Origin of the sequence: Serratia inhibens, from assembly GCF_003591175.1 — a bacterium.
GTDB classification, from domain to species: domain Bacteria; phylum Pseudomonadota; class Gammaproteobacteria; order Enterobacterales; family Enterobacteriaceae; genus Serratia; species Serratia inhibens.
This window is the reverse complement of the sequence record NZ_QYYG01000006.1, coordinates 108,714-133,820: the sequence shown is the minus strand read 5'-3', so window position 1 is coordinate 133,820 and position 25,107 is coordinate 108,714. Positions and strand designations below refer to the sequence as shown.

The window sequence follows — 25,107 nt, the reverse complement described above, 5'->3', positions numbered from 1 at the left end:
CACCGGGGCGGGACAGGGTAGGTCATCGGGCAATCTCAAGTCGCGGCGGCGTAGTGCCCAACGCGCGCCAGGCGGGCACATACATCGACTCAACCTGCGGAGCCGGCACCAGATAGGCACCCGGCGTCACCGCACGCGCCAGATACAGCAGCGTGGTATGACGGTAGCCGTCGATATTCACCGCCGCCAGGTAGCGATCGTCGCGGAACTCCTGGTGTTTGATATCTGCCTGCTGCATATCCTGCAACAGTTCGGTCACGCTGCTGGCGCTTTCGCCCAGGCTGGCGCTGCTGTCCCCCAGATTCTGATTTTCCAGCTCCAGACCGGCCGGCAGCAAATCCACCACCAGCGCGTCCGGTACCGCGTTATCGCCCCAGACATCCAGATGCACCAGAATCAGCTGTCCGCTTTTCAACTGGGTCAGATCCACAGGTTTGCCGTCCAATCCCAGGAATTCGCGGCGAATGTTCAACACGTTGCTCTGCGGCTGCGGCGCCTGCTCCGGGTAACCCACCAGATCGGCGCGGCTGTACAGCGTGCCGCTGCCGGTATTGGTGAGTTGCAGCCCCGCGGCCGCCTGCTCGGCGGACAGGTTTTGCGTCAGTGCCTGGCTGCCGGACAGCGCCTTGCCCTGTGCCGTTTGCGCCTGCCACGGCGTTTCAGCACTGCCGATCAGGTTACGGGCAGCCAGGAACAGCGCGTTGCTCTCCTGCGTGGACAGATAACGCTCACCGTTAAGCCGTTCAGACAGCGACAGCAAGCGCTGGTCGCGTACCGCCGGCAGCAGATTATTTTCGGTCAGCAGCGCCAGAATCATCGCATCGTCGCGCAGCGGGCTGCCGTAATCTTCCAGCCAATAATCTTTGGCGTTGCGCTGTGTCGCCAGCCCTTGCTCGATCGCCTGGTTGGCGCGCGGCATATCCCCCATCAGTTTCAGCGCGACGCCAAGCTGCACCAGCGGCAAGCCTGAGCGAGCGTCGGCACGGCGTTCATACAGCTGCCGCAACGCGCCAAGCGGTGCCTGTTGTTGACGCGCCAACACCAACCCGGCATAGGCTTGCACCGCAAAACGGGTGTGATCAGGGAACGGGGTATAGGCAACGTCGATCTGGTTGCGGTCCTGTAAATAGCGCTGCAGGCGGTTATTGGCCGCGGTCAATGCCTCGGCCGGTACGCTGTAATTCTGCTCGCTGGCGCGGAACAGGAAGTCTGTGGCATAGGCGGTCAGCCAGAACTCTTCCTGACTGTCGCGGTTCCACAGGCCAAAACCGCCGTTAAAACGCTGCATGCTGAGCAAATGCTCAATGCCGGTATCGATGCTGCTGCGGCGGCTTTCATCACTGCCGGTTTTGATGCCCAATGCGCTCAGTTGCGCCCGATTGGTATACAGCGACGGATAAAGCCCGCTGGTCGTTTGTTCCAGGCAACCATACGGATAGGCGTAAAGTTCGCTGATATAACGCGCCAGATTAATCGGCGGCCGGCTGGTTAACAGCCATTGCCCCTCCAGGGTTGCCGGCACCAGGCCGGCGGCGGCATCTGCCGGCAGGCTCCAGCTTTCACCGGCGCGGATCACACTGGCGAACTGGCGGGTTTGCGCCGGGTAAGCCGGGCGCACGCCAATCTTCCAGGTATGTTGATAATCTTTCAGCGTTTCACCCGGCAGCGTCAGACCACTGACCCTCAGCGCCACCTCACCCTGGCCAAAGCCCACCAGCGCCTGCACCGGTATTTGCAGCGTGGTGCGTTCGCCGTTTGCCAGGCTGACCTGTTGTTCACCCGCACCTTGCAGCGCCACCAATCCGCCGGCGGCCAATTTCACCGTCAGCGTTTGCGGCTGGCCGGACAGATTGCTGACGTCCAGCGCCAACTGGGTGCTGTCGCCCCCGGCCAGGAAACGCGGCGTCGCCAGCTCTGCGACCACCGGTGCGGCGACCTGGGTTTTGGCCTCCGCCTTGCCGAAATCTTCGTCGCTCCACGCTTGCGCCATCAGCCGCAGTTCGCCGTTAAAATCCGGAATGGCGATCTGGATCTCGCCCTCGCCATTGGCGTCCAGTTTAACCGGCTGCGCCTGTTGGGCCACGATGGTCACCGTGGTAATAGGTTTTTTACCGCCGCGCGACAGCGCATCTTCGTCGTCGCCGTCACCGCCGTAACGCAGATTGGCCAGGCGCCCTTTGCCCTCGATCAACTGCCCGTAGACATCGTACTGGTCGGCACTGTAGCGCTTGCGGCCAAAGAATGCCTGATACGGGTCCGGCGTCGCGTAGTCGGTGATATTGAGAATGCCGCTGTCCACGGCGGAGAGCAGTACGTTGATTTGCTGCGGCGGTTTGCCTTCGCTATGGGCCGCCTTGACCTTCACCGTCAGCGTCTGATTCGGCCGCATGCGCTGCGGCGCATCCAGCGTTAACGCCAGTTTGCGCCCTTCATCCACCAGCGGCAGATGCAACAAACCCACTGCCCGCTTCGGCGTCGACTGCTGCTGTTTGTCGCCTGGGCGGATCACCAGCGCGCTGAGATACAGATCGTGGCGCTTCCAGTCCTGGTTAATCGGCACCTCGACATCGGCACCGCCGGCCGGCACCTCCAGCTCCTGCCACCACAAAGGTCCATCGCTGGATTCCACCAGCAGATACCCCTTGCCGGCGGCCGGCGTTTCAATATGCAATTTTACTTTTTCGCCCGGCTTATAGGCCGGCTTGTCCAGCTTCAGTTTCACCTGGTCCGGCCGCACCGCACCGCTGCCGTTGGTGTTGTCTTGCCAGCTGTAACCTGCCCAGAATCGCAGGCTGGTGATCAGGTTGCTCTGCGGATCCACCACTTCAATGCGATACGCGCCCCATTCCACCGGGAAACTCACCTTGGCGCTGCCGTTGGCGGCAATATCCAGGGTCTGTTCCGCCAGCGGCAGATCTTTCTTGTCATACAGCGACTGCCAGCCTTCCCCTTCCGACCATTGCCAGTAATAGTCACGGCGCTCGCGCACCAGCCGGGCCTTTAGCCCGCTGGCCGCCAGCTTCTCGCCGGCGGCATTGGCGTAAACGATATCAAAGCCGGCCTGGGTGTTTTCATCCACGACCGGTTGGGCCTGATAGCTGTCGCTGCGGTAGTCGTAAATCTGTTGTTTGTTGAACAACGGCCGAATGCCGGGCAGCGCATCGGCAGGCCAGATCGCCTGTTCGGCGCGACGCGTTACCGGACGGCCGCCGGATTCCAGCAGGCTGGCCTGCAGGATCGCTTTCAGCGGGGATTTCACCTCGGCCCAGCTGCTGTCTACCGCCACCTGCGCCTTGCCCGCATTGTCCAGCGCCTGATCGAACTCGTCCATGTTGCGCGACAGGCTTTCTTCCGTCACCGAACCAAATTCATAGCCCGGCAGGCTGCCGACCGCCTCACGCTGGGGCCGCAGGAACACCTGCCCTTGCAGGCGATTGCCGGAAGCCGGCGCACCGTACAGATAGCGGCCAGTGACGTCAAACACCAGTTGCGCGTCGGGTTGCAGCGGGGTTTTCTGTGCGGTGATGTCGAGCGCCATGCGCTCCGGCAGGAAATCCTCGACCTTGAAGCCGTAAAGCCGCGGCTGGTTATCCCCCAGGTTAAAGCGCAGCGACCAGTTGCCGGTCGGCCCGCCCTCGGGGATTTGATAGCGGTATTGATACAGACCATCCTGCGGCTGCCAGACAAAGCTACGAGCCACCTGATCGTCCGGCTTGACGATATCCACCTTCACCGGTTGGGCCGGCAGCGGCTTGCCGTCGGCATCGCGCAGCAAACCGTTGACGATCAGCGTTTCGCCCGGCCGATACAGATCGCGCGGGCCAAAAGCGAAGAACTGCTTGCTGTAGCCTTCCGGCCCGGCGATATCAAACTCGGCCAGATCCAGTGCCGGCGTCGAGAGATCTATCATGCTGGTCTGGCCCTGTTGGGTGGCCAGCAACAAACGCGCCTTGCTGCTTTTCGTCAGTTGAGCATGTCCTTGTTTATCGGTCGTGCCCTGCGCCAGGGTTTGGCCTTTTTCATCCAGCAGGCGCAGCTCAACCGCGCTTAGCGCCGCGCCGCCTTCCAGCCCCTGGGTAAAGATGTCCAGACGATCGTGGTAGCTGTGCAGCGAAACGCCGATATCGCTGAGAGTGAACAAGGTCGCCGGATTGGTGTATCCGTAATGACCGGCTTGCTGCATCACCGCCAAATAAACGCCGGGCTGCTGCAACGCCTCGATGCCGTTCAACGGCAGCAGCAGGCGTTCACGGGTGTTGCGTTGCGGGTTGAGATCGAAACGGCCGCTGTAGACCAGGTCGGCCATTTTCAACAGCTCTTCCGACTCCCAGCTGGAAAGCGCGTTGCGATATTCCCAGTTGGCCAGGAACGCCGGTAAGGCATCGGCCTTCACCCGGAAGAAGTTAACGTCCACGTTGTCGACGTTCAGCGCCATCACCGGTAACCCCTGCGCCAGCTTGGTCGGCAGCAGCGAGCCTTTGCCGGCAAAACCGACGCTGGGTTTGATATCGCGGGTGGCGAGGGTTTGTTGCTGTTGTTGGCCCAATTCGGCGCCGTTGACCGCTTTCAGGCCGCCTTCAACGGTCAGCACCAGCTTGCGGTTGGGTTGCAGATGACGCAACCGCAGCTCCATCAGGTTATCCGACAGCTCCCAGGCACCGTCGATTTTACCGCTGACGCTGTCGACCAGGTGCACCCGCGCGGCGAAATCCTGGTTCGGATCCAGCGGCAGAGAAAACGTCAGCACCATAGCGCTGGCGCCATCGAGTTGCAGTTCGGAAGCATCCAGCAACGTCAGCGGCTTGCCTGCGTCGCGTTTCGCCAGCACCGCCAGTGCGGCAGCATCCGGCCGTTTCGCCTGAGTAACGCTGTTCGTCGGCCCATCGGCTGGCACCGCGGTTGTTTTTTGACCGCCATCATCACAGGCGGCCAGCAGCAGCAAGCCCCCCGCCAATGCGATCCCCTGACAAAGTTTCTTGCCTGATGCGAATGCCCCTGAACGGCATGGTTTCATCGTTTAACTCCCTGGCAGCGTTTGCGCGGCTCGTCGGCGCACTATCCGGATATGGATGAATAATAGCAGCGCTGCTCCCCGGGCCGTGAAACATTTCAATCTGTGTCGGGCCTAATGACGAATCGCTATGCAAGGAACTGTTACGCCGATCACACTGCGTAACGTTACTTGTTACCATTAGAGTTATTTGTTTTTAAAACAATAAGATAGATAGATAAGCAACCGCAGCGCTGCTAGCATCAGATTCAACCCGATTGACCCCCGATACGAATAGCAATAATGAGGGCATGCAATGAACAGAGCAGTTAACGTGCTGCAGGATTTTGGCAAGTCGCTGTACGGACCGGTATTGATTCTGCCGATCGTCGGGCTGTTTATCGCCCTCGGCAACCTGTTTGGCAACGGCAATCTGGCGGGCTATATCCCCCTGCTGAATCACCCGCTGGTGCAAGACTTTGGTCAGTTGGTTTCCCGTTCCGCCGTCGCCATTCTGGCCAACCTGGCGCTGGTGTTTGCCGTCGGCATTCCCATTGGGCTGGCGCAGCGCGACAAAGGCTACGCGGCGCTGATCGGCCTGGTGACCTTTATCATTTTTATCAATGCCATGAACATCACCCTGCAGCTGCACGGCAAACTGGTGCCGGCAGAGCAGATGCGCGCGGCCGGCCAGGGCATGGTGCTGGGCGTGCAGGTGCTGGAGATGGGCGTGTTCGCCGGCATTCTGATCGGCGGCGTAGCGGGCTATCTCTATAACCGCTATTCCGGTGTGCAGTTTAACGGGGTGATGGCGATCTATTCCGGCCACTGCTTCGTCACCATTCTGGCGATCCCACTGGCTATTGCGCTGGGTTTTGCCCTCAGTTACCTGTGGCCGTACGCCCAACAGGGCATTACCCATCTGGCCTACGCGATTCACGGTGCCGGTGCGTTTGGCGTGCTGGTTTACGGCTTTCTGGAGCGCATTTTAATCCCGACCGGCCTGCATCACCTGGTCTATACGCCTTTCCTGTACACCGAACTGGGCGGCACGCAGGAGGTTTGCGGCACCGCTTACCAGGGTGCGCGCAATATCTACTTCGCTGAAATGGCCTGCCACAGCGTGAAGCAACTCAGCCCAACTGTGGTGTGGGACGCACGCGGCATCAGCAAAATGTTTGGCCTGACCGCCGCGGCGCTGGCGATGTATGTCACTGCCAAACCGGAACGCAAAAACGCCGCCAAGGCGATCCTGATCCCGGCGGCTTTCACTTCGTTCCTGCTCGGCGTTACCGAACCGCTGGAGTTTTCGTTCCTGTTCGTCGCCCCGCTGCTGTTCGGCGTGCATGCGGTGCTGGCCGGGGTCGGCATGATGCTGTTTTACCTGTTCGGCGTGCATGCCATCGGTGCCAACGGGGTGATCGACTTCGTGTTGTATAACCTGCCGCTCGGCATCGAAAAATCCAACTGGCCGATGTACATCCTGGTCGGGCTGATTATGGCGGCGCTGTATTTCCTGCTGTTCCGTTTCCTGATCCTGAAGTTCGATCTCAAAACCCCCGGTCGCGAGAGCGATGAAACCGAAACCCGGCTGTATTCCAAAGCCGACTACCAAGGCAAAGCCCCCACCGCCACACCGCCAGTTGCGGGTGACAGCATCGGCCAGATTATCATCGCCGGGCTGGGGGGCAAACAAAATATCGAAGTGGTGGACAACTGCTATACCCGCCTGCGGGTCAGGGTTCGCGATATCTCAACCATCAATGAGCAGCAGCTAAAAACCACCGGTGCCAAGGGCGTCATTCGCTCCGGCAACAATGTGCAGGTGGTGTATGGGCTGCACGTCAAGAAAATGCGTGAAGCGGTCGAAACCGCGCTTTAACAGGAGAATTACCATGACCAAACCCCCGTTCATTCTCGCCATTGCCGGTGGCGGCAGCACTTACACGCCGGGCATCGTCAAAAGCCTGATGGTACGTCTCGCTGATTTTCCGCTGGCGGAGATCCGCCTGTACGACATTGACGGCGAGCGGCAGGACATCATCGCCCCGGTGGTAGAGAAGGTGATCCGCGATCACAGCCAGAGCATCAAACTGACGGTCACCACCGACCCGGAAGTGGCATTCAGCCACGCCCACTTCGTGTTCGCGCAAATGCGCGTCGGTCAGTACAAAATGCGCGAACAGGATGAGAAAATTCCGCTGCGCCACGGCGTGGTGGGCCAGGAAACCTGCGGGCCCGGCGGGCTGGCGTACGGGCTTCGCACCATTCTGCCGATGGTCGAACTGATCGATCTGGTCGAGCGCTATGCAGACAACGCCTGGATCGTCAACTACTCCAATCCGGCGGCGATCGTGGCCGAAGGGGTGCGTCGTCTGCGTCCGCAGGCGCGGGTGCTGAACATCTGCGACATGCCGGTGGCGGCGATGCGCAACATAGCGGCGGTACTGGGGGTCGATCGCGAAGCGGTGACCGTAAATTACTTTGGTTTGAACCACTTTGGCTGGTTCACTCAGGTGCTGGTCGACGGCGTCGATCGCCTGCCGCAGTTGCGCGAACACATCGCCAGGTTTGGCCTGCTGACCGAAGATGCGGCAGCCACCGATCCGCAGCATTCGGATCCTTCCTGGGTCAAAACCTGGCGCAACATCAAGCCGCTGATGGATCACTTCCCGGAATACCTGCCGAACCCTTATATGCAGTATTACCTGATGCCAAATCAGATCGTGGAACATCAAAACCCGGACTATACCCGCGCCAACGAAGTGATGGACGGGCGCGAGAAAAAGCTGTTTGCCGCAGCGGCCGAGTACAAACGAACCGGCATTTTGCCCGATGCTTTCCACGTTGGCGTGCACGGCTCGTTTATTGTCGACGTGGCGCGCTCTCTGGCCTTTGATCTGCGTCAGCGTCATTTGGTGATCGTTGAAAATCGCGGTGCCATCGCCAACCTGCCTTACGATGCCATGGTGGAAGTGCCGGCCTACATCACGGCTAACGGCCCGGAAGCGGTGACGGTCGGTAAAATCCCGCTGTTCTACAAGGGGCTGATTGAACAACAACTGGCCTGCGAACAACTGCTGGTGGAAGCTACGCTGGAAGGCAGCTACGAGAAGGCGCTGCAAGCGTTCACTCTCAACCGCACCGTGCCTACCATGCAGCATGCCAAAGCGATTTTGGACGATATGATAGCCGCCAATCAGGATTATTGGCCGCAGTTGGAGCAAGCCTATAAAGAAGGCATCGCGCAATAATTTGTGCCTGGTTGCCGTCATCTTCTGCAGTACCCGGCCGGCCTTTCGGGGCTGGCCGCTCTCTTTTGCATTGAATCGCCGCCCTGCGCCCCCTAGGATAAGGCAACGCTTGCCACCGGAGGCACATTTCTTGGATAACCGTCTGGCTTCTTTGCTGCAACGCGGCGAGGATCTCACCCGCGCCGAATACCGGGTGCTGGCCTTTATCGCCGACCATGCCCTGCAAGTGGGTAAACTCACCGTGCGCGAGCTGGCGCGTGAAACCTTTGTCTCCACCGCTACCGTGATGCGCTTATGTCATAAACTGGGGTTCAGCGGCTACAGCGAGCTGCTGTTCACCATCAAACAGCTGCTGAGCGATAATCCGACGCTGGCGCTCGCCTCCCCTTCGCCCGGCAATCTGCCGGCGGCGTTTCAACAGTTTATCGCCAACTATCAGCGAACCTTTGCTTATGTCAGCGCGGAGAAAATCGCCGCATTCAGCGACCTGTTGCAGCAGGAAGAAAGTTTTTACCTGTACGGCACCGGCTTTTCGCACCTGTTTGCCGAATATCTGGAAAAGAAGCTGCAGATCCTCGGTAAAAGCGCCTTTGTCTCCGGCGGCGGCGACAGCCGCGGTATTTTCCTCAACAACGCGCCTAAATACCGGGTGCTGATCGTGATTTCACGCAGCGGGAAGACCGAGCAAGTGCTGGACAAGACGCGCATCGCGCGCAACATCGGCATGCAAGTGGTGGCTTTTACCCGTGCCTCCATCAACCCGTTAGCGCCGCTGGCGGATATCCACTTTCCGTTGTACGACGACGCCAGTGACGCGGCGGTCGATGCCGGTGAGATAACCTCGTTCGAATCGAATCTGGTGATGCTGATGGATTTATTGTTGTTGAGCGCTACCGGCGGGCTGCACGCCGCACGGTAGCAACAGAAGGGTTACTGCGTTTTGTCTGTGGAGGGAATGATGTTACGCAACCAACTGCCCCAACGGCGCTGATAGAAAGGTTGAGTATGGGTGATCAGATAATGGCTGACCCCACGCTCTTTTTCCGACACCAGACAAAAATCCACCGGTTCGTCGTTGGGCGCCGTTTCGCTGGCCACGCTGCCGGCTTCGTTGATCAAGGCTTCGATATCCCCTTGATCGCCATCCACCTCCAGCCCCACCAGCAGGTTAGGCTTTTCATCCACCGCCTGATCATGCATCAGCGCCAAAAACGCGCGGCGTACCGGTTTGCGCTGGCTGAACAGCGTGGTCAACGCATCCACCATCGCGGACGGATATTCTTCCGGCTGGCCCAGCAGGATCTGGGTATCTTTGTCGATGTAGCGTTCCGCAGGCTTGGCTACGCCGCCGGTAGCCAGCAGCATCGCGACTTCCTCGGGGTAGAACTCTTTGCCGTACTCGGCTTTCGGGTTAAGGAACAGATCCGCACCTTCGGTAATCTCAAACAATACCCGCGCCGGCATGGCGATAAACGGCTGTTCATCTTCGACGGCTTTCTGCAACGCTTCCAGCGAGGAGAAGAACGGAATGATGCTGCCGCCGTCCTGTTTTTCCCAGTGCTGGATATTCACCGGAGTATCGGCATTCAGCGTAATGTCGCCGTCTGGCTGAACCTGATCGCTGTCGCCGAGAATCAATACCGTAGCATCGAGCAATTCGCGGAAAAACGCCGGGCGATGGGCCGGCTCCGTCACCGCCAGCTTCAGCAGACGTTCAAGTTCGTTCTCGCCCGGGGCGGCATCGTGATGATGGGAACTCATGGCAAACTCCAGCAATTAAATAACGGGGCCCAGCATGCTGGGCCCCGACGATAAAACATATTCTACCGCCCGCTGCTGCGGGCTTTCAATTATTTGGCTTTGCTCAGCAGCAGATTAGCCAGAGTTCGCACACCCAGACCGGTCGCGCCGGCAGACCACTGATCCACCGCGCCTTTACGGTAGGTAGCGGAACAGTCGATGTGCAACCAGCCTTGCCGATAGTTTTTCACAAAATGCGACAGGAAGGCGGCCGCGGTGCTGGCACCGGCGGTGTAAGCCGGGCCGGCCACGTTGTTCAGCTCGGCAAAGTTGGACGGCAATTGGCTGCGGTGGAACTCGGCCAGCGGCAGGCGCCAGAAAGGTTCTTGCTCCGCCGTCGCGCTGGTCAGCAGTTCCTGTGCCAGTGCATCGTCAAAGCTGAACAGCGCATGGTAATCGTTACCTACCGCCGTTTTCGCCGCGCCGGTCAGGGTGGCGCAGTCGATAATCAGCTCGGGGTTTTGCTCGGATGCGTCAATCAGACCATCGGCCAGCACCAGACGCCCTTCCGCATCGGTATTCATCACCTCAACGGTTTTGCCGTTGCGGTAGCGGATGATGTCGCCCAGTTTGAAGGCATTGCCGCTGACCATGTTGTCTGCACAACACAGGAACAGCTTCACGCGCTGCTTCAGGCCGCGAGCGGCAGCCAGCGCCAGTGCGCCGGTAATGGTGGCCGCCCCGCCCATGTCGGACTTCATCGAGTCCATAAAAGCGCTTTGTTTCAGGCTGTAGCCGCCGGTGTCGAAAGTGATGCCTTTCCCCACCAGGCAAGCGAACACCGGCGCATCCGGGTTGCCGGTCGGGTTGAAATCCAGTGCCAGCAGCACGGGGGAACGGTCGGAACCGCGACCCACGGTGTGAAGGCCAGCGTAGTTTTGCTCGCGCAGATCTTCACCCTTGGTGATGCGGTAACTGACGGCATCGCAGCCGACATCACACAGCAGATCGACGGCGCGGGTGGCCAGTTGCTCCGGCCCCAGATCTTCAGCCGGCATATTGATGGTGTCGCGTACCCAGTCAACAATCTTCAGGCGCTGTTCCAGTTCTTTACGGTCGGCTTCCGGCAGTTCTGCCCACTCGACGCTGCGTTTGCCTTTCGGCCCACGGAACCCCTGCCAGAATGCCCAGCTGTTTTCCAGATCCCAGCCCTCACCGGCCAGTTTGACGTTTTTGATCCCCTGGCCGTCGATTTTACGCGCGGCGCGCTGAACGCTGCCCAGTTTGTCGTTGCCGGTCAGGTGAATCGTCATCCCTTCCGCATTGGTGCTCAGCAACGCTTTCTCGCCCCAGCGAGCGTCGGCAGGTTGGTGCGACAGCGTTACCAGCATAATTTCAGTTGTCATAGCCTTCTCACTCCGGATGTTCCCTTTATTATTTCATTAGGGCTTTATTGCATACCCTATGGATTTCAAATTGCAGCCAGGCGGCCAGCGATCTCATCCCCAGGAGCTTACTCAGGTAAGTGACCGGGGTGTGATCGTGCAGGTAACAACGCTGCAGTTTGAAAGACGACGGGTATGTCGGATACAAAATAAACGGGCCGCCAAAGGCAGCCCATTACGCTATTTACTCCGCTTCATCTAACCAGACCAGCAGAATCGCTTCCAGTATTTTTTCGTTGGAAGCCTTTGGATCGTCGTCGAACTCTTCCAGATCGCAAATCCACTGATGCATGTCGGTAAAACGTACGGTTTTCGGATCGGTGTCCGGGTATAGGTCGTACAGGGCTTCGCCGATTTCACGGCTGTCTGTCCACTTCAGTCCCATTCCTATAATCCTCTTACCCTTCACGCGCGTGGTTGACGGTATAACGCGGCATTTCTACCACCAGGTCTTCATCGGCGACCAGTGCCTGACAGCTCAGACGGCTTTCCGGCTCCAGACCCCAGGCCTTGTCCAGCATGTCGTCTTCCAGCTCGCTGCTCTCTTCAAGCGAATCAAAGCCTTCGCGCACGATGCAGTGGCAAGTGGTACAGGCGCAGGATTTCTCGCAAGCGTGCTCGATTTCAATCCCGTTGCGCAGGGCAACGTTAAGGATTGATTCCCCTTGTTCGGCTTCCAGTACTGCCCCCTCCGGGCATAAATCTTGATGGGGCAGGAAAACAATTTTAGGCATGATTAAACCTCATCCACAGAATGGCCAGCCAGCGCGCGGCGAATGGAAGCATCCATACGGCGTGCGGCAAAATCTTGCGTTTGTGCATCTAATGTTTTTATTGCGGCTTCAATGGCGGCGGGATCGGTGCCCTGCATCGCCTGTTGCAGGCCTTCCACCGCAGCGCTAATCGCCGTGCTTTCCGCTTCGCTCAACAAGGCGGCATCGCTGGCCAGGGCGCCCTGCAGGCTTTCCAGCACCCGCGATGCTTCTACCCGTTGTTCAGCCAGCATGCGCGCGCCAACGTCGCTTTGCGCATTGGCCATCGAGTCTTTGATCATGTCGGCGATTTCACCGTCGGACAGGCCATACGAAGGTTTCACCTGGATCGAAGCCTCAACGCCGGTGGATTTCTCCATCGCCGTGACGCTAAGCAGGCCGTCCGCATCCACCTGGAAGGTGACGCGGATATGCGCGCCGCCGGCAGGCATTGGCGGTAAGCCGCGCAGCGAGAAGCGCGCCAGCGAACGGCAATCCTGCACCAGCTCACGCTCACCCTGCAACACGTGGATCATCATCGCGCTCTGGCCGTCTTTAAAGGTGGTGAATTCCTGCGCGCGTGCCACCGGAATGGTGGTGTTGCGCGGGATCACTTTCTCTACCAGACCGCCCATGGTTTCCAGACCGAGCGACAGCGGGATCACGTCCAGCAACAGCATGTCGCTGTCCGGCTTGTTACCCACCAGGATATCGGCCTGGATCGCCGCGCCGATGGCGACCACTTTGTCCGGATCGATAGACGTCAACGGCGTGCGGCCAAAGAAGGTTCCCACCTGCTCACGCACCAGCGGCACGCGAGTGGAGCCGCCCACCATCACCACTTCCAGCACCTCTTCCGCACTGACACCGGCGTCTTTCAACGCCCGGCGGCAGGCCATCAGTGTGCGTTTAACCAACGGGGCTATCAGTGAATCGAACTGCGCGCGGGTCACTTCGCCTTGCCAGTTGGCCACGTCGACGCTGACGCTGTCGGCATCGCTCAGCGCAATTTTGGCAGCGATGGCCGCATCCAATAACTGGCGCTGGACGCCGTGATCGCTGCGATCCGCCACGCCGGCCTGCTCGCGCAACCAGTCGGCCAGCAGGTGGTCAAAGTCATCACCGCCCAGCGCAGAATCCCCGCCGGTGGCCAGCACTTCAAACACCCCACGGCTCAGGCGCAGAATGGAAATATCGAAGGTCCCGCCACCCAGATCATAAACCGCAATGGTGCCTTCCTGACCGGAGTCCAGGCCATAGGCAATCGCCGCAGCGGTCGGTTCGTTCAGCAGGCGCAGCACATGCAGGCCGGCCAGACGCGCAGCGTCTTTGGTGCCCTGGCGCTGTGCATCGTCAAAATAAGCGGGAACGGTGATCACTACGCCGTCGAGGTCCCCTTCCAGCGCCGTTTGCGCGCGAGCGGAAAGTGCCCTGAGAATGTCGGCGGAAACGCCTACCGGATTAACCAGGCCGGCGGCGGTGACGATCATTGGCAGACCGTTATCGCTGGACTGGAATTGGTACGGCAGGTTCGGGTAACGCTGCTGAACGTCGGCCAGCGAACGGCCCATCATGCGTTTGATCGAGCTGATGGTATTGGCCGGGTCCTGCGCCGCCTGCCGGCGTGCTTCCCAACCTACGCGTAACCCGTCAGCCTGATAGTGCACCACTGAGGGCAGTAAATCGCGCCCCTGTGCGTCGGCCAGCGTTTCCGCCTGCCCACTGCGTACCGTGGCGACCAGGGAATTGGTGGTGCCTAAATCAATACCGGCAGCCAGACGGCGCTGGTGCGGCGCGGCGCTGAGGCCAGGCTCGCTAATTTGTAATAAGGCCATATTGAAGCTTCCACAATCAGAATGTATTACTCAAAACCCAGCAGTTTTTCTTCGAGTTGTTCAACCTGTTGCTGGAGTTTGTCCAAAAAGCGCAGCTTACGCACGGTGTCGGCGGCATCAGGCCACTGCTGGCTATCCAGCTGCTGCACCATCAGCGCGCTGCGCTGTTTGACCGTCTCGTTCACCCGTGCGCCAAAATCGGCCAGCAGGCTTTCCGCATCCGCTTTGCGTTCAATGGCGTCGAGCTCTTCACGCAGTTCCAGCTGTTCCATCAGGAACGCGGTATCGCGCACAGTGTGCTGCTCGTTGCCCAAATCAAAACCGTGCAAAGATAGCATATACTCCGCACGTTTTAATGGGTGCTTCAGCGTCTGGTAGGCTTCATTGATGGTCGCCGCCTGCTGCAACGCCATCAGGCGTTCGCGCTCTGGCTGGAGGGCGTTGCGATCGGGATGGAATTGGCGCTGCAGATCCTGATAGCGAGATGCAAGCAGGCCGCCGTCCACGGAATAGCGAACTGGCAGCCCGAATAAAGTAAAATAATCCATAGCGTGCTCTGGGCGTTATCGGATGGAGTTCCCCCGCACGCTGCGGGGGAGCACGATGGGCTGTCAGACGTTGAAACTTTCGCCGCAGCCACACTCGCTCGAGACATTGGGGTTGTTGAACTTGAAGCCTTCGTTCAAGCCTTCCTTGACGAAATCAAGCTCGGTGCCGTCAAGGTAGACCAGGCTCTTGCCGTCGATGATCACCTTGACGCCTTTGTTTTCGAAAACGATGTCGTCATCGTTCATTTCGTCAACAAATTCCAGCACGTACGCCATCCCGGAGCAGCCGGAGGTTCTTACCCCCAGACGCAGGCCTAAACCTTTGCCACGGTTATTCATAAAAGCCTGAACACGCTGCGCAGCGCTGTCGCTCATGGTAATTGACATCACAACCTCACACTCAAAATCCCCAACCTCTTGCAAAACCGGTGTTGGGGAGCAAACCGGTGTAGGGGGCGAATAAATTCGCCCCGATCAACGCGGGCGCGGCATGGCGCCCCTACACAAAAACTACTTGGCGCTGTGCTTGCTCTTGTAGTCGGCGATCGCTGCTTTAATGGCGTCTTCAGCCAGAATAGAGCAGTGAATTTTAACCGGCGGCAATTCCAGCTCTTCGGCAATCTGAGTGTTTTTGATCGCTTCGGCCTGATCGAGAGACTTGCCTTTCATCCATTCGGTCACCAGCGAACTGGAGGCGATGGCGGAACCGCAGCCGTAAGTCTTGAAGCGAGCGTCTTCAATGATGCCCTCATTGTTGACTTTGATCTGCAGCTTCATCACGTCGCCACAGGCTGGTGCACCCACCATGCCGCTACCGACGGTAGGATCTTCGTTGTCAAACGAGCCCACATTACGTGGGTTTTCATAGTGATCGATTACTTTTTCGCTGTAAGCCATGACCTTGCTCCTGAATCCTGAGAATTAATGATGTGCCCATTCGATGCTGTTGATATCCACGCCCTGCTTGAACATGTCCCACAGCGGAGACAGGTCGCGCAGGCGGCCGATGGATTTACGCACCAGTTGAATGGTGTAATCGATCTCTTCTTCCGTGGTGAAACGCCCCAGAGAGAAACGGATCGAGCTATGCGCCAACTCGTCGGTCATTCCCAACGCGCGCAGCACGTAAGATGGCTCAAGGCTAGCGGAGGTACAGGCGGAACCTGAAGAAACGGCCAGGTCTTTCAGCGCCATGATCAGCGATTCGCCCTCAACATAGTTGAAGCTGACGTTGAGGATGTTCGGAACGCCGTGTTCCAGATCGCCGTTCAGATACACTTCTTCCATATCTTTCACGCCGTTCCACAAACGATCGCGCAGCGTACGCAGGCGCGCCATTTCCGTCGGCATTTCTTCTTTGGCGATGCGGTAGGCTTCACCCATACCGGCGATCTGGTGCACAGGCAGGGTGCCGGAACGCATACCGCGCTCGTGACCGCCGCCGTGAACCTGAGCTTCGATGCGAATACGCGGTTTACGACGCACGTACAGCGCGCCAATGCCTTTCGGACCATAGATTTTGTGGCCGGAGAAGGACATCAGATCGACTTTCAGCTTGCTCAGATCGATAGGCAATTTGCCCACGCTCTGGGTAGCGTCAACATGGTAAATGATACCGCGCGCACGGCACATTTCGCCGATAGCTTCGATATCCTGCACCACGCCGATTTCATTGTTCACGTGCATGATCGATACCAGAATGGTGTCTTCACGCATGGCGGCTTCGAGAGCCTGCAGACTGATAATTCCGTTGCTCTGCGGCGCCAGGTAGGTCACTTCAAACCCTTCACGCTCGAGCTGACGACAGGTGTCCAGCACGGCTTTGTGTTCGGTTTTGCTGGTGATGATGTGCTTGCCTTTCTTTTGATAGAAATTGGCCGCGCCTTTAATCGCCAGGTTGTCGGATTCGGTCGCTCCGGAAGTGAACACGATTTCACGCGGGTCAGCGCCAACCAGTTCAGCAATTTGGTTACGGGCGATATCTACCGCTTCTTCCGCTTGCCACCCGAAACGGTGGGAACGGGAAGCCGGGTTACCGAAAGTCCCGTCCAGGGTCAAAAACTGCATCATTTTCTCGGCAACGCGCGGATCAACCGGCGTCGTTGCTGAGTAATCGAGATAAATCGGTAATTTCATTGCTCTTGTGCTCCGTACATCACTTCCAAAAACTAAAAAAGTATCGCCAGCTGCTTATGCGCGCAGATTAACGTTGATAGTTTCTTGCGGACGACCGTTGGCCGTGCGACGGGTATCGTTGTTCTGACGGTCCGCCACCACCAGCACTTCCTGGTTGTTCACCAGTTCTGCCAGCGTAATGTTGTTCAGGAACCCGCTGATGCGCTCGCTCAGATCGCGCCACAAGGTATGAGTCAGGCAGCGATCGCCACCCTGACAGCCTTCTTTACCCTGGCAACGGGTTGCATCTACCGATTCATCGACGGCAGTGATGACAGCGCCAACGGCGATCTCACTTGCGTCTTTTCCCAGCAGATAACCACCGCCCGGCCCACGCACGCTGGCAACCAGGCCATTTTTACGCAGACGGGAGAATAATTGTTCCAGATAAGAGAGCGAAATCCCTTGGCGCTCAGAAATATCCGCCAGAGGAACGGGCCCTTCCTGGGAGTGCAATGCCACGTCAAGCATAGCGGTTACGGCATAACGGCCTTTGGATGTCAGTCTCATAGCTAAATGGTTACCTGTTGGTGAAACATGGCCGAAATTCTGACATTCCCGAGTAAATCAGTCAACTATTTAACCTAGTAATTTACTCAAGTATTAGCACGTTTTGGTCTTGGCCAGATCAAAAGCATATAAAATGCATGTTATAACCATTGGATAACTAATACTATTATTACCGGCCGTTACGCCACATCAAATTAATTACCTTGATGTTTATCCTGTTTCTCTATCGACGTCAGCATGCCGCGCAGGATACTCAGCTCTTGAGCTTCCGGGCGCGCACGGGTGAATAAACGGCGCAATCTGCTCATCACCTGCCCCGGATGTGCCGGGCGGATAAAGCCGCTGTGCTGCAGCGTTTGTTCCAGATGTTGATAGAAACGTTCGAGATCGTCCACCAGTGGATACGGCGTCTCTTCCAACGGCGGCACGCCCGCTTGTTGGCGATCGAGATAGGCCACGCGCACTTCATAAGCCAGGATCTGCACCGCCATCGCCAGGTTCAACGAACTGTAATCCGGGTTGGCGGGAATGGCGACGTGATAATGGCACTTTTGCAGCTCATCGTTGGTCAGGCCAACGCGTTCGCGACCGAACACCAGCGCAACCGGCGCATGCTCGCCTTCGTGCACGGCGCGTACGCCGCATTCGCGCGGTTCCAGCATTGGCCACGGCAAAGTGCGTGAACGCGCGCTGGTGCCAACCACCAGGCTACAGCCGGCGATAGCATCATCAAGGGTGTCAACTATAGTGGCGTTGCCGATTACGTCGCTGGCGCCTGCGGCCAGGGCAATCGCCTGCGAATCAGGTTTTATCAGCGGATTAACCAGATAAAGGTTGGTTAACCCCATGGTTTTCATGGCTCTTGCGGTCGAGCCCATGTTACCGGTATGGGAGGTTTCTACCAGAACAATGCGAATGTTGTGCAGCATACAAACTCTGAGCGTAGCGGAAAATCACAGCATCTTAACACAGTCGTAGGCATTTTGCCGAACAGCTGCTATACTTCGCGCCGTTTCCTGTTCTTTAACATCCTAGTTGGAAGATACCCATGCATCCGATGCTGACTATCGCCGTGCGCGCTGCGCGCAAGGCCGGTAACCTGATTGCCAAAAACTACGAAACCCCGGACGCTGTAGAAGCGAGCCAGAAAGGGACCAATGACTTTGTCACTAACGTCGATCGCGATGCAGAGCATCTGATCATCGACGTGATCCGCAAGTCTTATCCGCAACATACTATTGTTACCGAAGAACGCGGTGAGCTGGTCGGCGAAGATCAGGATGTGCAATGGGTGATCGATCCACTGGATGGCACCTCAAACTTCATCAAACGTTTCCCACACTTCTCCGTTTCCATCGCCGTACGCATCAAAGGCCGTACTGAAGTGGCTGTGGTTTACGATCCAATGCGCAACGAACTCTTTACCGCTACCCGCGGCCAGGGCGCACAGCTCAATGGCTACCGTCTGCGCGGCACCAATGCCAAAGATCTGGATGGCACCATCCTGGCCACCGGCTTCCCGTTCAAGGTTAAACAGCACGCGACCCCTTACATCAACGTGGTCGGCAAACTGTTTACCCAGTGTGCAGACTTCCGTCGCACCGGTTCCGCAGCGCTGGACCTGGCCTATGTGGCCGCCGGCCGCGTCGACGGTTTCTTCGAAATTGGCTTGAAGCCGTGGGACTTTGCTGCCGGCGAACTGCTGGTGCGCGAATCTGGCGGCCTGGTGACCGACTTTGTTGGCGGTCATAACCACTTCAGCTCCGGCAATGTGGTTGCAGGCAACCCGCGCGTAGTGAAAGCCATGCTTTCTACCATGCGTGAAGAGCTGAGCGAAGCGCTGAAGCGTTAATAGCGCCAAGTGAATTGAATACGAAAAAGCGCTGCATTTTTGCAGCGCTTTTTTTATGCCTGTCAGCGGGAGAAAGGCCGAATACCGCCACCGAATTCCGGCTGGGCGCTGGCATACAGCAGCAATCCGGCGAACAGCAGAATCAGGCCACCGGCCAATGCCAGTGCTCCCCAGGCAACGGCGCCCCAGGCGGCAGGCGTGCGCGAACGGCTGAGCCTCACTGCCAACCGGCGGCTGTAATGCACCAGCAAGGCCAACAATGAAATGGTCAGCGACGTGCCAAACGCCATCGCCAACGCCGAAATAACGCCCCAGGTGAATACACCAATCACCTTGGAAAACAGCAGCACCAGTATCGCCCCGGAGCAGGGGCGCATACCCATCGCCAGCACGATAGCGGTTTGCGTACGCCAGTCGCTGCCCGCCTGCAGTTCACTGTCGCTCGGTAAATGACGGTGCCCGCAGCCACAGTTTTCGCTGTGGACATGATTTAGCGGCAGCGGTTGCAGGCTGTTGATACGCAACGCCGGTGACGGGCGTAGCACTTTCACCGCGTAATACAGGCGTTTCAGCGCCCGCCAGCCCAGCAGCACGCCGAGCAACATGACCAGAATAAAACTGCCCTTCTCCAACCAGAAACTGCTTTGGTGCAACTGGCGAGAGGATAACTGCAACACCACCAGCATCAGGGTCACCAAGGCGATAGCCACCAGCCCCTGAACCAGAGAGGCGGCGAAGGTCAGTTTCAGGCTGCTTTTCAGCCGCGCCGGGTGAGTGGCCAAATAGGTGGCGATCACCACCTTGCCGTGTCCGGGGCCAAGCGCATGCAGCACGCCATAACTCAGACTAAACAGCATCAACGCCAGCCCGGCCTGCCGGGGGGCGGCTTTTACCTGCTGCAGCAGGCCGGCCAGTTGCTGGTGCAACCCTTTCTGCCACACCACGCTTTGCATCAGCAGTTGCGGCCAATAGTGCCACGCCAGCTGCGCGGCCAACGCCAGCAACAGCGCAAACAGCAGCAGCGGCCACAGGCCGAAGGCCCAATGCCGCTTGCGCGCGGTGTTCTGACTGAGGTTTATTGACATTGCAAAGTCACCCGCTGCGCGAACTGTTGCCCCAGTGCCATATCTTCGCTGGGCGCATCGTTCTTATCGAGGGACAATGCGTAAGCCTGCAAAGAGGAATCCGGCTTCGGCGTCATCAGGCTGAACTTGCACTGCGGGGCCATTTCCGGCGGCAAATGCAGCGCCGTTTTATCCTTGTAGGTCATATCGACAAAATAGCTGGGATCGTAGGTGGAGATTTCAAACGGCTTGCCTGCCAACGGCTGCGGTTCGGCCAGCGGCAGCACAAACTCCAGCACCGCCTGGTGCCCCTGGCGCGACAAATGGTATTCGGTCGGCAGATTCAGGTATTTCACCGGCTTGCCGTCGCGATACACATCGGTGAAATAGTGCTGGCCGAGCACGTTGGCCATGACTTCCGCCGCCAGTTTTTTCCACACTTCCGAGTCGCTTTTCGCGTTCTGCGCATCGTACAGCAGATCCGCCGAGGTGATTTCATCCATTACCCAAACCATTTTCAAACCGACCAACTTTTGATCTTTCGCCACGAAAGTGGTGTTCATATCAATAAAGCTGTGCGGGTGAGCGACAGCGCCGGCGCTGAATAACGCTAAAAAACCGGCCACAATAAAACCTAAGATCATCATCAAATCATACTCATTATTGTTATAAAGTAACATTAACCAATCTTCAACCGCCGTTAATCGGCACAATAATTGTGACGAAAGTTGTAAGCCGAAATAAAACCGGGTGCCGCAGCCACGCCGCTGCACAGCCTTTTGCTATGCTTACTCATAATTTAAACGTTACCTGCCAGAAGGTGATATGAGCCTGGACACTGCTCCTGTGCCTGAGCTCTCCGGTCAACAACGGCGCTGTCATCTGTTACTGATGCTGTATGCGCCGGTGCCCGCAGTACAACTGGAGACTATCAGCCAAGTCAACGGCGTCGCCCCCCCCACTGCCCGGCAAGATATAGCCGAGGTTGCCAGTGAAATCCAGCGTTTCCACCATCTGGAGATCGTCGGCAATTCCGACGAAGGTTACCGGCTCAAGGGAAGCGCGCTCAACCAACGCCTCTGCCTGCTCCATTGGTTGCGCAGAGCCCTGCGCTGCAGCCCGGAGTTTATCGACCAACATTTTGCCCCCTGGCTGCATCAGGCGCTGGCGGTAAACACCGATCCGTCGCCACAGTTGGAAAGTTACATCGGCAGCTGTGAACCGCTGCTCAACCGCCCTCTGGATCAACGCGATCGCCAGTTTCTGCAGCATTACCTGTGTTACTGCGCCTGGGAAAGCCAGCGCCAACGACACCCGCTATTCACCGCCACCCAGCGCGCCTGGCTGCATCAGAAACCTGAGCATCAGGCGGCCAGCTTGCTGCATCAATCGCTGAATCAGCTTTTCGCCCTGCAGCCCGAGACCAGCGAAAGCGATTTTCTGGTGCTGATGTTCACCATGCTGAAAAACCACAGCTACCACAGCAACGACTCGGAGGAAGATCTGCGGTTAATGAGAGCGATTGAAAACATGGTCGAGCGCTTCCAGCAGATTTCCGGCATGACCTTCAGCAGTAAAGAAGATTTGATCAGCCAGCTGTTCGCCCATCTGGCACCTGCGGTCGAGCGCTGTCGTTTTGACATCGGCATTGACAACATGTTGCTCGAGGAAGTGTTACGCATGTACCCGCGCCTGATGCGCACCACTCAGGAAGCGCTGGCACCGCTCGAACAGGAATATGAAATTCGTTTTTCCAATGAGGAAGCGGGGTTGGTTGCCATCAGTTTCGGCGCCTGGCTGATGCAGGGTAACGCGCTGCAGGAAAAACAGGTGCTGTTACTGACGCTGGACAATCCGCAATTGGAAGAGGAAGTGGAATATCAGATCCGCGAATTAACGCTGCTGCCGTTGAACATCAAGTATCTGCCACTGCGCGATTACCTGCGCTCCGGCGCGCCGCAAGGTGTCACGCTGGTGATCAGCCCTTATGCGGCGGTGCACAGTGAACCGCAGCCGCCGCTGATATATACCGAATTGCCGTTGGAACGCCAGCAGCGCAAAGCCATCCGCGCGCTGCTGGAAGCCTCTTAACGGCTGCCGCTAACCGCAACGGCCGGCGGGCGGATAAACAACGCCGGCAACGCCACTGCCGCCATCACCCAGAATACCCCGCCCTGCAGATGTTCAAACAGGAAGCCGGCAATCACCGTCATAATCGCAATGCCGCCGCCCATCGCCAGCGCCGAGTAAATCGCCTGCAGCCGGATCACCTCCGGCCCTTTGCGCGCAGCGATAAAACGCATCGCCGCCAGATGGCAGACGGTAAAGGTGCCGCAATGCAGGATCTGGATCACCAGCAGCCAGCCCAGTTCGGTGCTGTAAGCCATCAGGCTCCAGCGCAGCACCCCGCAGCAGGCGGAAAGCAGCAGCAGATTGCGTGCATTCCAGCGGCGGAACAGGAAATTGCTGCTGGCGAAAATGATGACTTCTGCCACCACACCCAGTGACCACAGATAACCGATCGTCGAAGCCGAGTAACCGGCCTCCTGCCAGTAGATAGAACCAAAGCTGTAATAGCCGGCGTGCGCGCCCTGCAGCAAAGTGACGCACAGCAGGAAACGCCAGACCGGCCCTTCCTTGAGCATTTCACGCAGTGAGCGGTCTGGCCCGCTTTGGGTACGCGTCTCCCCTTGCGGCATCACGCTCGGTTTCAGCATCATGCCCAGCAGCATCGCCAGCACGCTGAGGATCAAGCTGTAAAGAATGGCGTTATGACCCCAAACCGACACCATTTGTCCGGTCAGCGCCGAGCCGATCACGAAGGCCAGCGAGCCCCACAGCCTGACACGCCCGTAATCCATGGTGATTTGTTTTTGCCAGGTGGCGGCCAGCGCGTCGGTCAACGGCACCAACGGCGAGAAGAACAGGTTGAAGCCGGCAATCACCAGCATCAGCCAACCCCAGCCGTTACCGAAGCAGAACCCAACGGCAAAGGCCAGCGTCAGCAACGCCAGCAGGCGTAATGCCGTTACCAGATGGGAAGGATCTTTAACCCGGGGAGCAATCAGCAAACTGCCGAGGAAACGCGCGACCAGACCGGCGCCGAGCAGAATGCCTATGGTTTCAGGCGCGATGCCCTCGCCTTTCAGCCAAACGCCCCAAAACGGTAAGAAGATGCCATAAGAAAAGAAGTAGGTGAAATAACTGAGAGCGAGCCAACGCGTTGATTGCAGAACCATGATCCCTCCGGTGTGTAGGCGATACTTTGACAGAGCTCACACCCACGAGCAACGCTCATTCACGATCAAGGGGATAGAGTGCTAAGCAGTTCACAGTTTGCCGGCAACAGGCATAAAAAAACCCGCCGAAGCGGGTTTTTAAATAGAAAGCAGAATTATGCGTAGACCGGCAGGCGGGCGCAGATATCCAGCACTTTCTTCTTGGTGCGTTCGATGGTGGCTTCATCGTTGATGTTGTCCAGCACGTCGCAGATCCAACCGGCCAACTCAGTCACTTCAGCAGTTTTGAAGCCGCGACGGGTCACAGCCGGCGTACCGATACGAATACCAGAGGTAACGAACGGGCTTTTCGGATCGTTTGGCACGCTGTTTTTGTTCACGGTGATGTTGGCGCGGCCCAGGGCTGCGTCAGCTTCTTTACCGGTCAGATTCTTGTCAACCAGGTCCAGCAGGAACAGGTGGTTATGAGTACCGCCGGAAACCACTTTGTAGCCGCGCTCCAGGAACACCTTCACCATCGCTTTGGCGTTATCGGCTACTTGCTGCTGGTAAACCTTGAACTCAGGCTCCATCGCTTCTTTCAGCGCTACCGCTTTACCGGCAATCACATGCATCAGCGGGCCGCCCTGGCCGCCAGGGAATACGGCGGAGTTCAGCTTCTTGTACAGATCTTCATCACCGCCTTTCGCCAGGATCAGGCCGCCGCGCGGACCCGCCAGGGTTTTGTGAGTGGTGGTGGTGACGATGTGCGCGTGCGGAACCGGGTTCGGATAAACGCCGGCGGCGATCAGGCCCGCAACGTGCGCCATGTCAACGAACAGGTAAGCGCCGATGCTGTCGGCGATTTCACGCATTTTTTTCCAGTCAACCAGACCGGAGAAGGCCGAGAAGCCACCGATGATCATTTTTGGTTTGTGGGTCTGCGCTTGCTTGGCCAGATCGTCGTAATCGATTTCGCCTTTGTCGTTGATGCCGTAAGGCACCACGTTGTACAGCTTGCCGGACAGGTTGACCGGTGAACCGTGGGTCAGGTGGCCGCCGTGCGCCAGGTTCATGCCCAGAATGGTGTCGCCCGGCTGCAGCAGCGCGGTGTAGACGGCGAAGTTAGCCTGGGAGCCGGAGTGCGGCTGCACGTTGGCGTAATCTGCACCAAACAGCTCTTTGGCACGGTCGATGGCCAGTTGCTCAACGATATCCACGTATTCGCAGCCGCCGTAATAACGCTTGCCCGGATAGCCTTCAGCGTATTTGTTGGTCAACTGGGAACCCTGAGCCTGCATTACGCGCGGGCTGGTGTAGTTCTCAGACGCAATCAGCTCAATGTGCTCTTCCTGACGCACGACTTCTTGCTCCATTGCACGCCACAGTTCGGCATCATAATCGGCAATGTTCATTTCACGCTTTAACATCCGGCATCTCCTGACTTAAATCGGCTAACTAAAAAATCACCAAATAACTACCCGGTTGGGTTCTGGGCAACAGTGTAAACTGTTTTCCCCTACCGAGGATAGGTCTTGACAGAGGTTTTTACGCAAACGATTGGCATGACGCGCGGCAAGGCTTTGATCCGATAAATCACGCCATCCGGCAACGGACTTTTACTCATGCTGAGGATGCGTTTTTTTCATGTTCTGTGAGCGGGATCGTCGCTTAACAACTCCGCAACAAAAGCAAGGGTATTTACAGCCCTGGCGGAAATCGCT

At 57.9% G+C, this 25,107-nt stretch carries 21 protein-coding genes; 5 read left to right on the top strand and 16 right to left on the bottom strand.

Features of this window, described 5'->3' with window-relative positions:
- Nucleotides 1-22: 22 nt before the first annotated feature.
- Nucleotides 23-5,014 carry an alpha-2-macroglobulin family protein gene (locus D4100_RS18155; protein WP_119804925.1) on the bottom strand — a complete coding sequence of 1,664 codons (4,992 nt, stop codon included), beginning with the start codon at nucleotides 5,012-5,014 and terminating at the stop codon, nucleotides 23-25.
- A gap of 292 nt (nucleotides 5,015-5,306) precedes the next feature.
- Between D4100_RS18155 and D4100_RS18150 the strand changes: the two genes are divergently transcribed.
- From D4100_RS18150 to D4100_RS18135, 3 genes are all read left to right on the top strand, one after another.
- On the top strand, nucleotides 5,307-6,872 hold the full coding sequence (locus D4100_RS18150; protein WP_119804924.1) for a PTS transporter subunit EIIC: 1,566 nt from the start codon (nucleotides 5,307-5,309) through the stop codon (nucleotides 6,870-6,872).
- A 13-nt stretch (nucleotides 6,873-6,885) separates the two neighbouring features.
- Complete coding sequence (locus D4100_RS18145; protein WP_006318171.1) at nucleotides 6,886-8,244, top strand: 6-phospho-alpha-glucosidase; 1,359 nt, start codon at nucleotides 6,886-6,888, stop codon at nucleotides 8,242-8,244.
- 130 nt (nucleotides 8,245-8,374) lie between these two features.
- On the top strand, nucleotides 8,375-9,163 hold the full coding sequence (locus D4100_RS18135) for a MurR/RpiR family transcriptional regulator (protein ID WP_006318173.1): 789 nt from the start codon (nucleotides 8,375-8,377) through the stop codon (nucleotides 9,161-9,163).
- Nucleotides 9,164-9,174: 11 nt separating this feature from the next.
- Here D4100_RS18135 and sseB read toward each other — a convergent pair whose 3' ends face one another.
- From sseB to trmJ, 11 genes are all read right to left on the bottom strand, one after another.
- On the bottom strand, nucleotides 9,175-10,005 hold the full coding sequence (gene sseB, locus D4100_RS18130) for an enhanced serine sensitivity protein SseB (RefSeq protein ID WP_006318178.1): 831 nt from the start codon (nucleotides 10,003-10,005) through the stop codon (nucleotides 9,175-9,177).
- An 89-nt stretch (nucleotides 10,006-10,094) separates the two neighbouring features.
- A complete protein-coding gene (gene pepB, locus D4100_RS18125; RefSeq protein WP_006318180.1) occupies nucleotides 10,095-11,390 on the bottom strand; it encodes an aminopeptidase PepB in 1,296 nt (431 codons plus the stop codon).
- Nucleotides 11,391-11,613: 223 nt separating this feature from the next.
- Nucleotides 11,614-11,814, bottom strand: a complete 201-nt coding sequence (gene iscX / locus D4100_RS18115) for a Fe-S cluster assembly protein IscX (protein WP_006318182.1) — start codon at nucleotides 11,812-11,814, stop codon at nucleotides 11,614-11,616.
- 13 nt (nucleotides 11,815-11,827) lie between these two features.
- Nucleotides 11,828-12,163 carry an ISC system 2Fe-2S type ferredoxin gene (gene fdx / locus D4100_RS18110; protein ID WP_006318184.1) on the bottom strand — a complete coding sequence of 112 codons (336 nt, stop codon included), beginning with the start codon at nucleotides 12,161-12,163 and terminating at the stop codon, nucleotides 11,828-11,830.
- Between the two features lie 2 nt (nucleotides 12,164-12,165).
- Nucleotides 12,166-14,016, bottom strand: a complete 1,851-nt coding sequence (hscA, locus tag D4100_RS18105) for a Fe-S protein assembly chaperone HscA (RefSeq protein WP_119804922.1) — start codon at nucleotides 14,014-14,016, stop codon at nucleotides 12,166-12,168.
- 26 nt (nucleotides 14,017-14,042) lie between these two features.
- Nucleotides 14,043-14,564 (bottom strand): co-chaperone HscB, encoded by a 522-nt coding sequence (gene hscB, locus D4100_RS18100; protein ID WP_006318192.1) that lies wholly within the window; start codon nucleotides 14,562-14,564, stop codon nucleotides 14,043-14,045.
- A 63-nt stretch (nucleotides 14,565-14,627) separates the two neighbouring features.
- Nucleotides 14,628-14,951 (bottom strand): iron-sulfur cluster assembly protein IscA, encoded by a 324-nt coding sequence (gene iscA / locus D4100_RS18095; RefSeq protein WP_004952089.1) that lies wholly within the window; start codon nucleotides 14,949-14,951, stop codon nucleotides 14,628-14,630.
- 123 nt (nucleotides 14,952-15,074) lie between these two features.
- Complete coding sequence (gene iscU, locus D4100_RS18090; protein WP_004952090.1) at nucleotides 15,075-15,461, bottom strand: Fe-S cluster assembly scaffold IscU; 387 nt, start codon at nucleotides 15,459-15,461, stop codon at nucleotides 15,075-15,077.
- A 24-nt stretch (nucleotides 15,462-15,485) separates the two neighbouring features.
- The gene (locus tag D4100_RS18085) at nucleotides 15,486-16,700 is read right to left on the bottom strand and encodes an IscS subfamily cysteine desulfurase (RefSeq protein WP_006318199.1); all 1,215 of its coding nucleotides are present in this window, start codon (nucleotides 16,698-16,700) and stop codon (nucleotides 15,486-15,488) included.
- Between the two features lie 54 nt (nucleotides 16,701-16,754).
- Nucleotides 16,755-17,249 carry a Fe-S cluster assembly transcriptional regulator IscR gene (gene iscR / locus D4100_RS18080; protein ID WP_006318200.1) on the bottom strand — a complete coding sequence of 165 codons (495 nt, stop codon included), beginning with the start codon at nucleotides 17,247-17,249 and terminating at the stop codon, nucleotides 16,755-16,757.
- A gap of 194 nt (nucleotides 17,250-17,443) precedes the next feature.
- Nucleotides 17,444-18,178, bottom strand: a complete 735-nt coding sequence (trmJ, locus tag D4100_RS18075; RefSeq protein ID WP_006318201.1) for a tRNA (cytosine(32)/uridine(32)-2'-O)-methyltransferase TrmJ — start codon at nucleotides 18,176-18,178, stop codon at nucleotides 17,444-17,446.
- Between the two features lie 119 nt (nucleotides 18,179-18,297).
- Between trmJ and suhB the strand changes: the two genes are divergently transcribed.
- Nucleotides 18,298-19,101: an inositol-1-monophosphatase gene (suhB, locus tag D4100_RS18070; RefSeq protein ID WP_004952100.1), complete on the top strand. Its 804-nt coding sequence runs from the start codon at nucleotides 18,298-18,300 to the stop codon at nucleotides 19,099-19,101.
- 62 nt (nucleotides 19,102-19,163) lie between these two features.
- Here the strand turns inward: suhB and D4100_RS18065 are convergent, their stop codons facing one another.
- Nucleotides 19,164-20,186: a nickel/cobalt transporter gene (locus D4100_RS18065; protein ID WP_119804921.1), complete on the bottom strand. Its 1,023-nt coding sequence runs from the start codon at nucleotides 20,184-20,186 to the stop codon at nucleotides 19,164-19,166.
- The gene (locus tag D4100_RS18060; protein WP_237141075.1) at nucleotides 20,177-20,812 is read right to left on the bottom strand and encodes a DUF1007 family protein; all 636 of its coding nucleotides are present in this window, start codon (nucleotides 20,810-20,812) and stop codon (nucleotides 20,177-20,179) included. The genes D4100_RS18065 and D4100_RS18060 overlap by 10 nt, the downstream gene beginning before the upstream one ends.
- A gap of 178 nt (nucleotides 20,813-20,990) precedes the next feature.
- On the opposite strand from D4100_RS18060, the gene csiE reads away from it, so the two are divergent.
- Nucleotides 20,991-22,256 carry a stationary phase inducible protein CsiE gene (csiE, locus tag D4100_RS18055; RefSeq protein ID WP_119804920.1) on the top strand — a complete coding sequence of 422 codons (1,266 nt, stop codon included), beginning with the start codon at nucleotides 20,991-20,993 and terminating at the stop codon, nucleotides 22,254-22,256.
- On the opposite strand, the gene D4100_RS18050 is transcribed toward csiE, so the two are convergent.
- Both D4100_RS18050 and glyA read right to left on the bottom strand, forming a co-directional pair.
- Nucleotides 22,253-23,404, bottom strand: a complete 1,152-nt coding sequence (locus D4100_RS18050; protein ID WP_065506482.1) for a 3-phenylpropionate MFS transporter — start codon at nucleotides 23,402-23,404, stop codon at nucleotides 22,253-22,255. The genes csiE and D4100_RS18050 overlap by 4 nt on opposite strands.
- Before the next feature lie 155 nt (nucleotides 23,405-23,559).
- Complete coding sequence (gene glyA / locus D4100_RS18045) at nucleotides 23,560-24,813, bottom strand: serine hydroxymethyltransferase (RefSeq protein WP_065506483.1); 1,254 nt, start codon at nucleotides 24,811-24,813, stop codon at nucleotides 23,560-23,562.
- Between the last annotated feature and the right edge of the window lie 294 nt (nucleotides 24,814-25,107).

Coding starts and splice junctions, on each gene's coding strand:
- fdx (WP_006318184.1), bottom strand. CDS start 12,163: ATGCCTAAAATTGTTTTCCTGCCCCATCAAGATTTATGCCCGGAGGGG.
- iscX (WP_006318182.1), bottom strand. CDS start 11,814: ATGGGACTGAAGTGGACAGACAGCCGTGAAATCGGCGAAGCCCTGTAC.
- D4100_RS18150 (WP_119804924.1), top strand. CDS start 5,307: ATGAACAGAGCAGTTAACGTGCTGCAGGATTTTGGCAAGTCGCTGTAC.
- D4100_RS18050 (WP_065506482.1), bottom strand. CDS start 23,404: ATGGTTCTGCAATCAACGCGTTGGCTCGCTCTCAGTTATTTCACCTAC.
- glyA (WP_065506483.1), bottom strand. CDS start 24,813: ATGTTAAAGCGTGAAATGAACATTGCCGATTATGATGCCGAACTGTGG.
- iscU (WP_004952090.1), bottom strand. CDS start 15,461: ATGGCTTACAGCGAAAAAGTAATCGATCACTATGAAAACCCACGTAAT.
- D4100_RS18085 (WP_006318199.1), bottom strand. CDS start 16,700: ATGAAATTACCGATTTATCTCGATTACTCAGCAACGACGCCGGTTGAT.
- iscR (WP_006318200.1), bottom strand. CDS start 17,249: ATGAGACTGACATCCAAAGGCCGTTATGCCGTAACCGCTATGCTTGAC.
- D4100_RS18060 (WP_237141075.1), bottom strand. CDS start 20,812: ATGATGATCTTAGGTTTTATTGTGGCCGGTTTTTTAGCGTTATTCAGC.
- csiE (WP_119804920.1), top strand. CDS start 20,991: ATGAGCCTGGACACTGCTCCTGTGCCTGAGCTCTCCGGTCAACAACGG.
- suhB (WP_004952100.1), top strand. CDS start 18,298: ATGCATCCGATGCTGACTATCGCCGTGCGCGCTGCGCGCAAGGCCGGT.
- iscA (WP_004952089.1), bottom strand. CDS start 14,951: ATGTCAATTACCATGAGCGACAGCGCTGCGCAGCGTGTTCAGGCTTTT.
- hscB (WP_006318192.1), bottom strand. CDS start 14,564: ATGGATTATTTTACTTTATTCGGGCTGCCAGTTCGCTATTCCGTGGAC.
- hscA (WP_119804922.1), bottom strand. CDS start 14,016: ATGGCCTTATTACAAATTAGCGAGCCTGGCCTCAGCGCCGCGCCGCAC.
- D4100_RS18145 (WP_006318171.1), top strand. CDS start 6,886: ATGACCAAACCCCCGTTCATTCTCGCCATTGCCGGTGGCGGCAGCACT.
- D4100_RS18155 (WP_119804925.1), bottom strand. CDS start 5,014: ATGAAACCATGCCGTTCAGGGGCATTCGCATCAGGCAAGAAACTTTGT.
- trmJ (WP_006318201.1), bottom strand. CDS start 18,178: ATGCTGCACAACATTCGCATTGTTCTGGTAGAAACCTCCCATACCGGT.
- pepB (WP_006318180.1), bottom strand. CDS start 11,390: ATGACAACTGAAATTATGCTGGTAACGCTGTCGCACCAACCTGCCGAC.
- D4100_RS18065 (WP_119804921.1), bottom strand. CDS start 20,186: ATGTCAATAAACCTCAGTCAGAACACCGCGCGCAAGCGGCATTGGGCC.
- sseB (WP_006318178.1), bottom strand. CDS start 10,005: ATGAGTTCCCATCATCACGATGCCGCCCCGGGCGAGAACGAACTTGAA.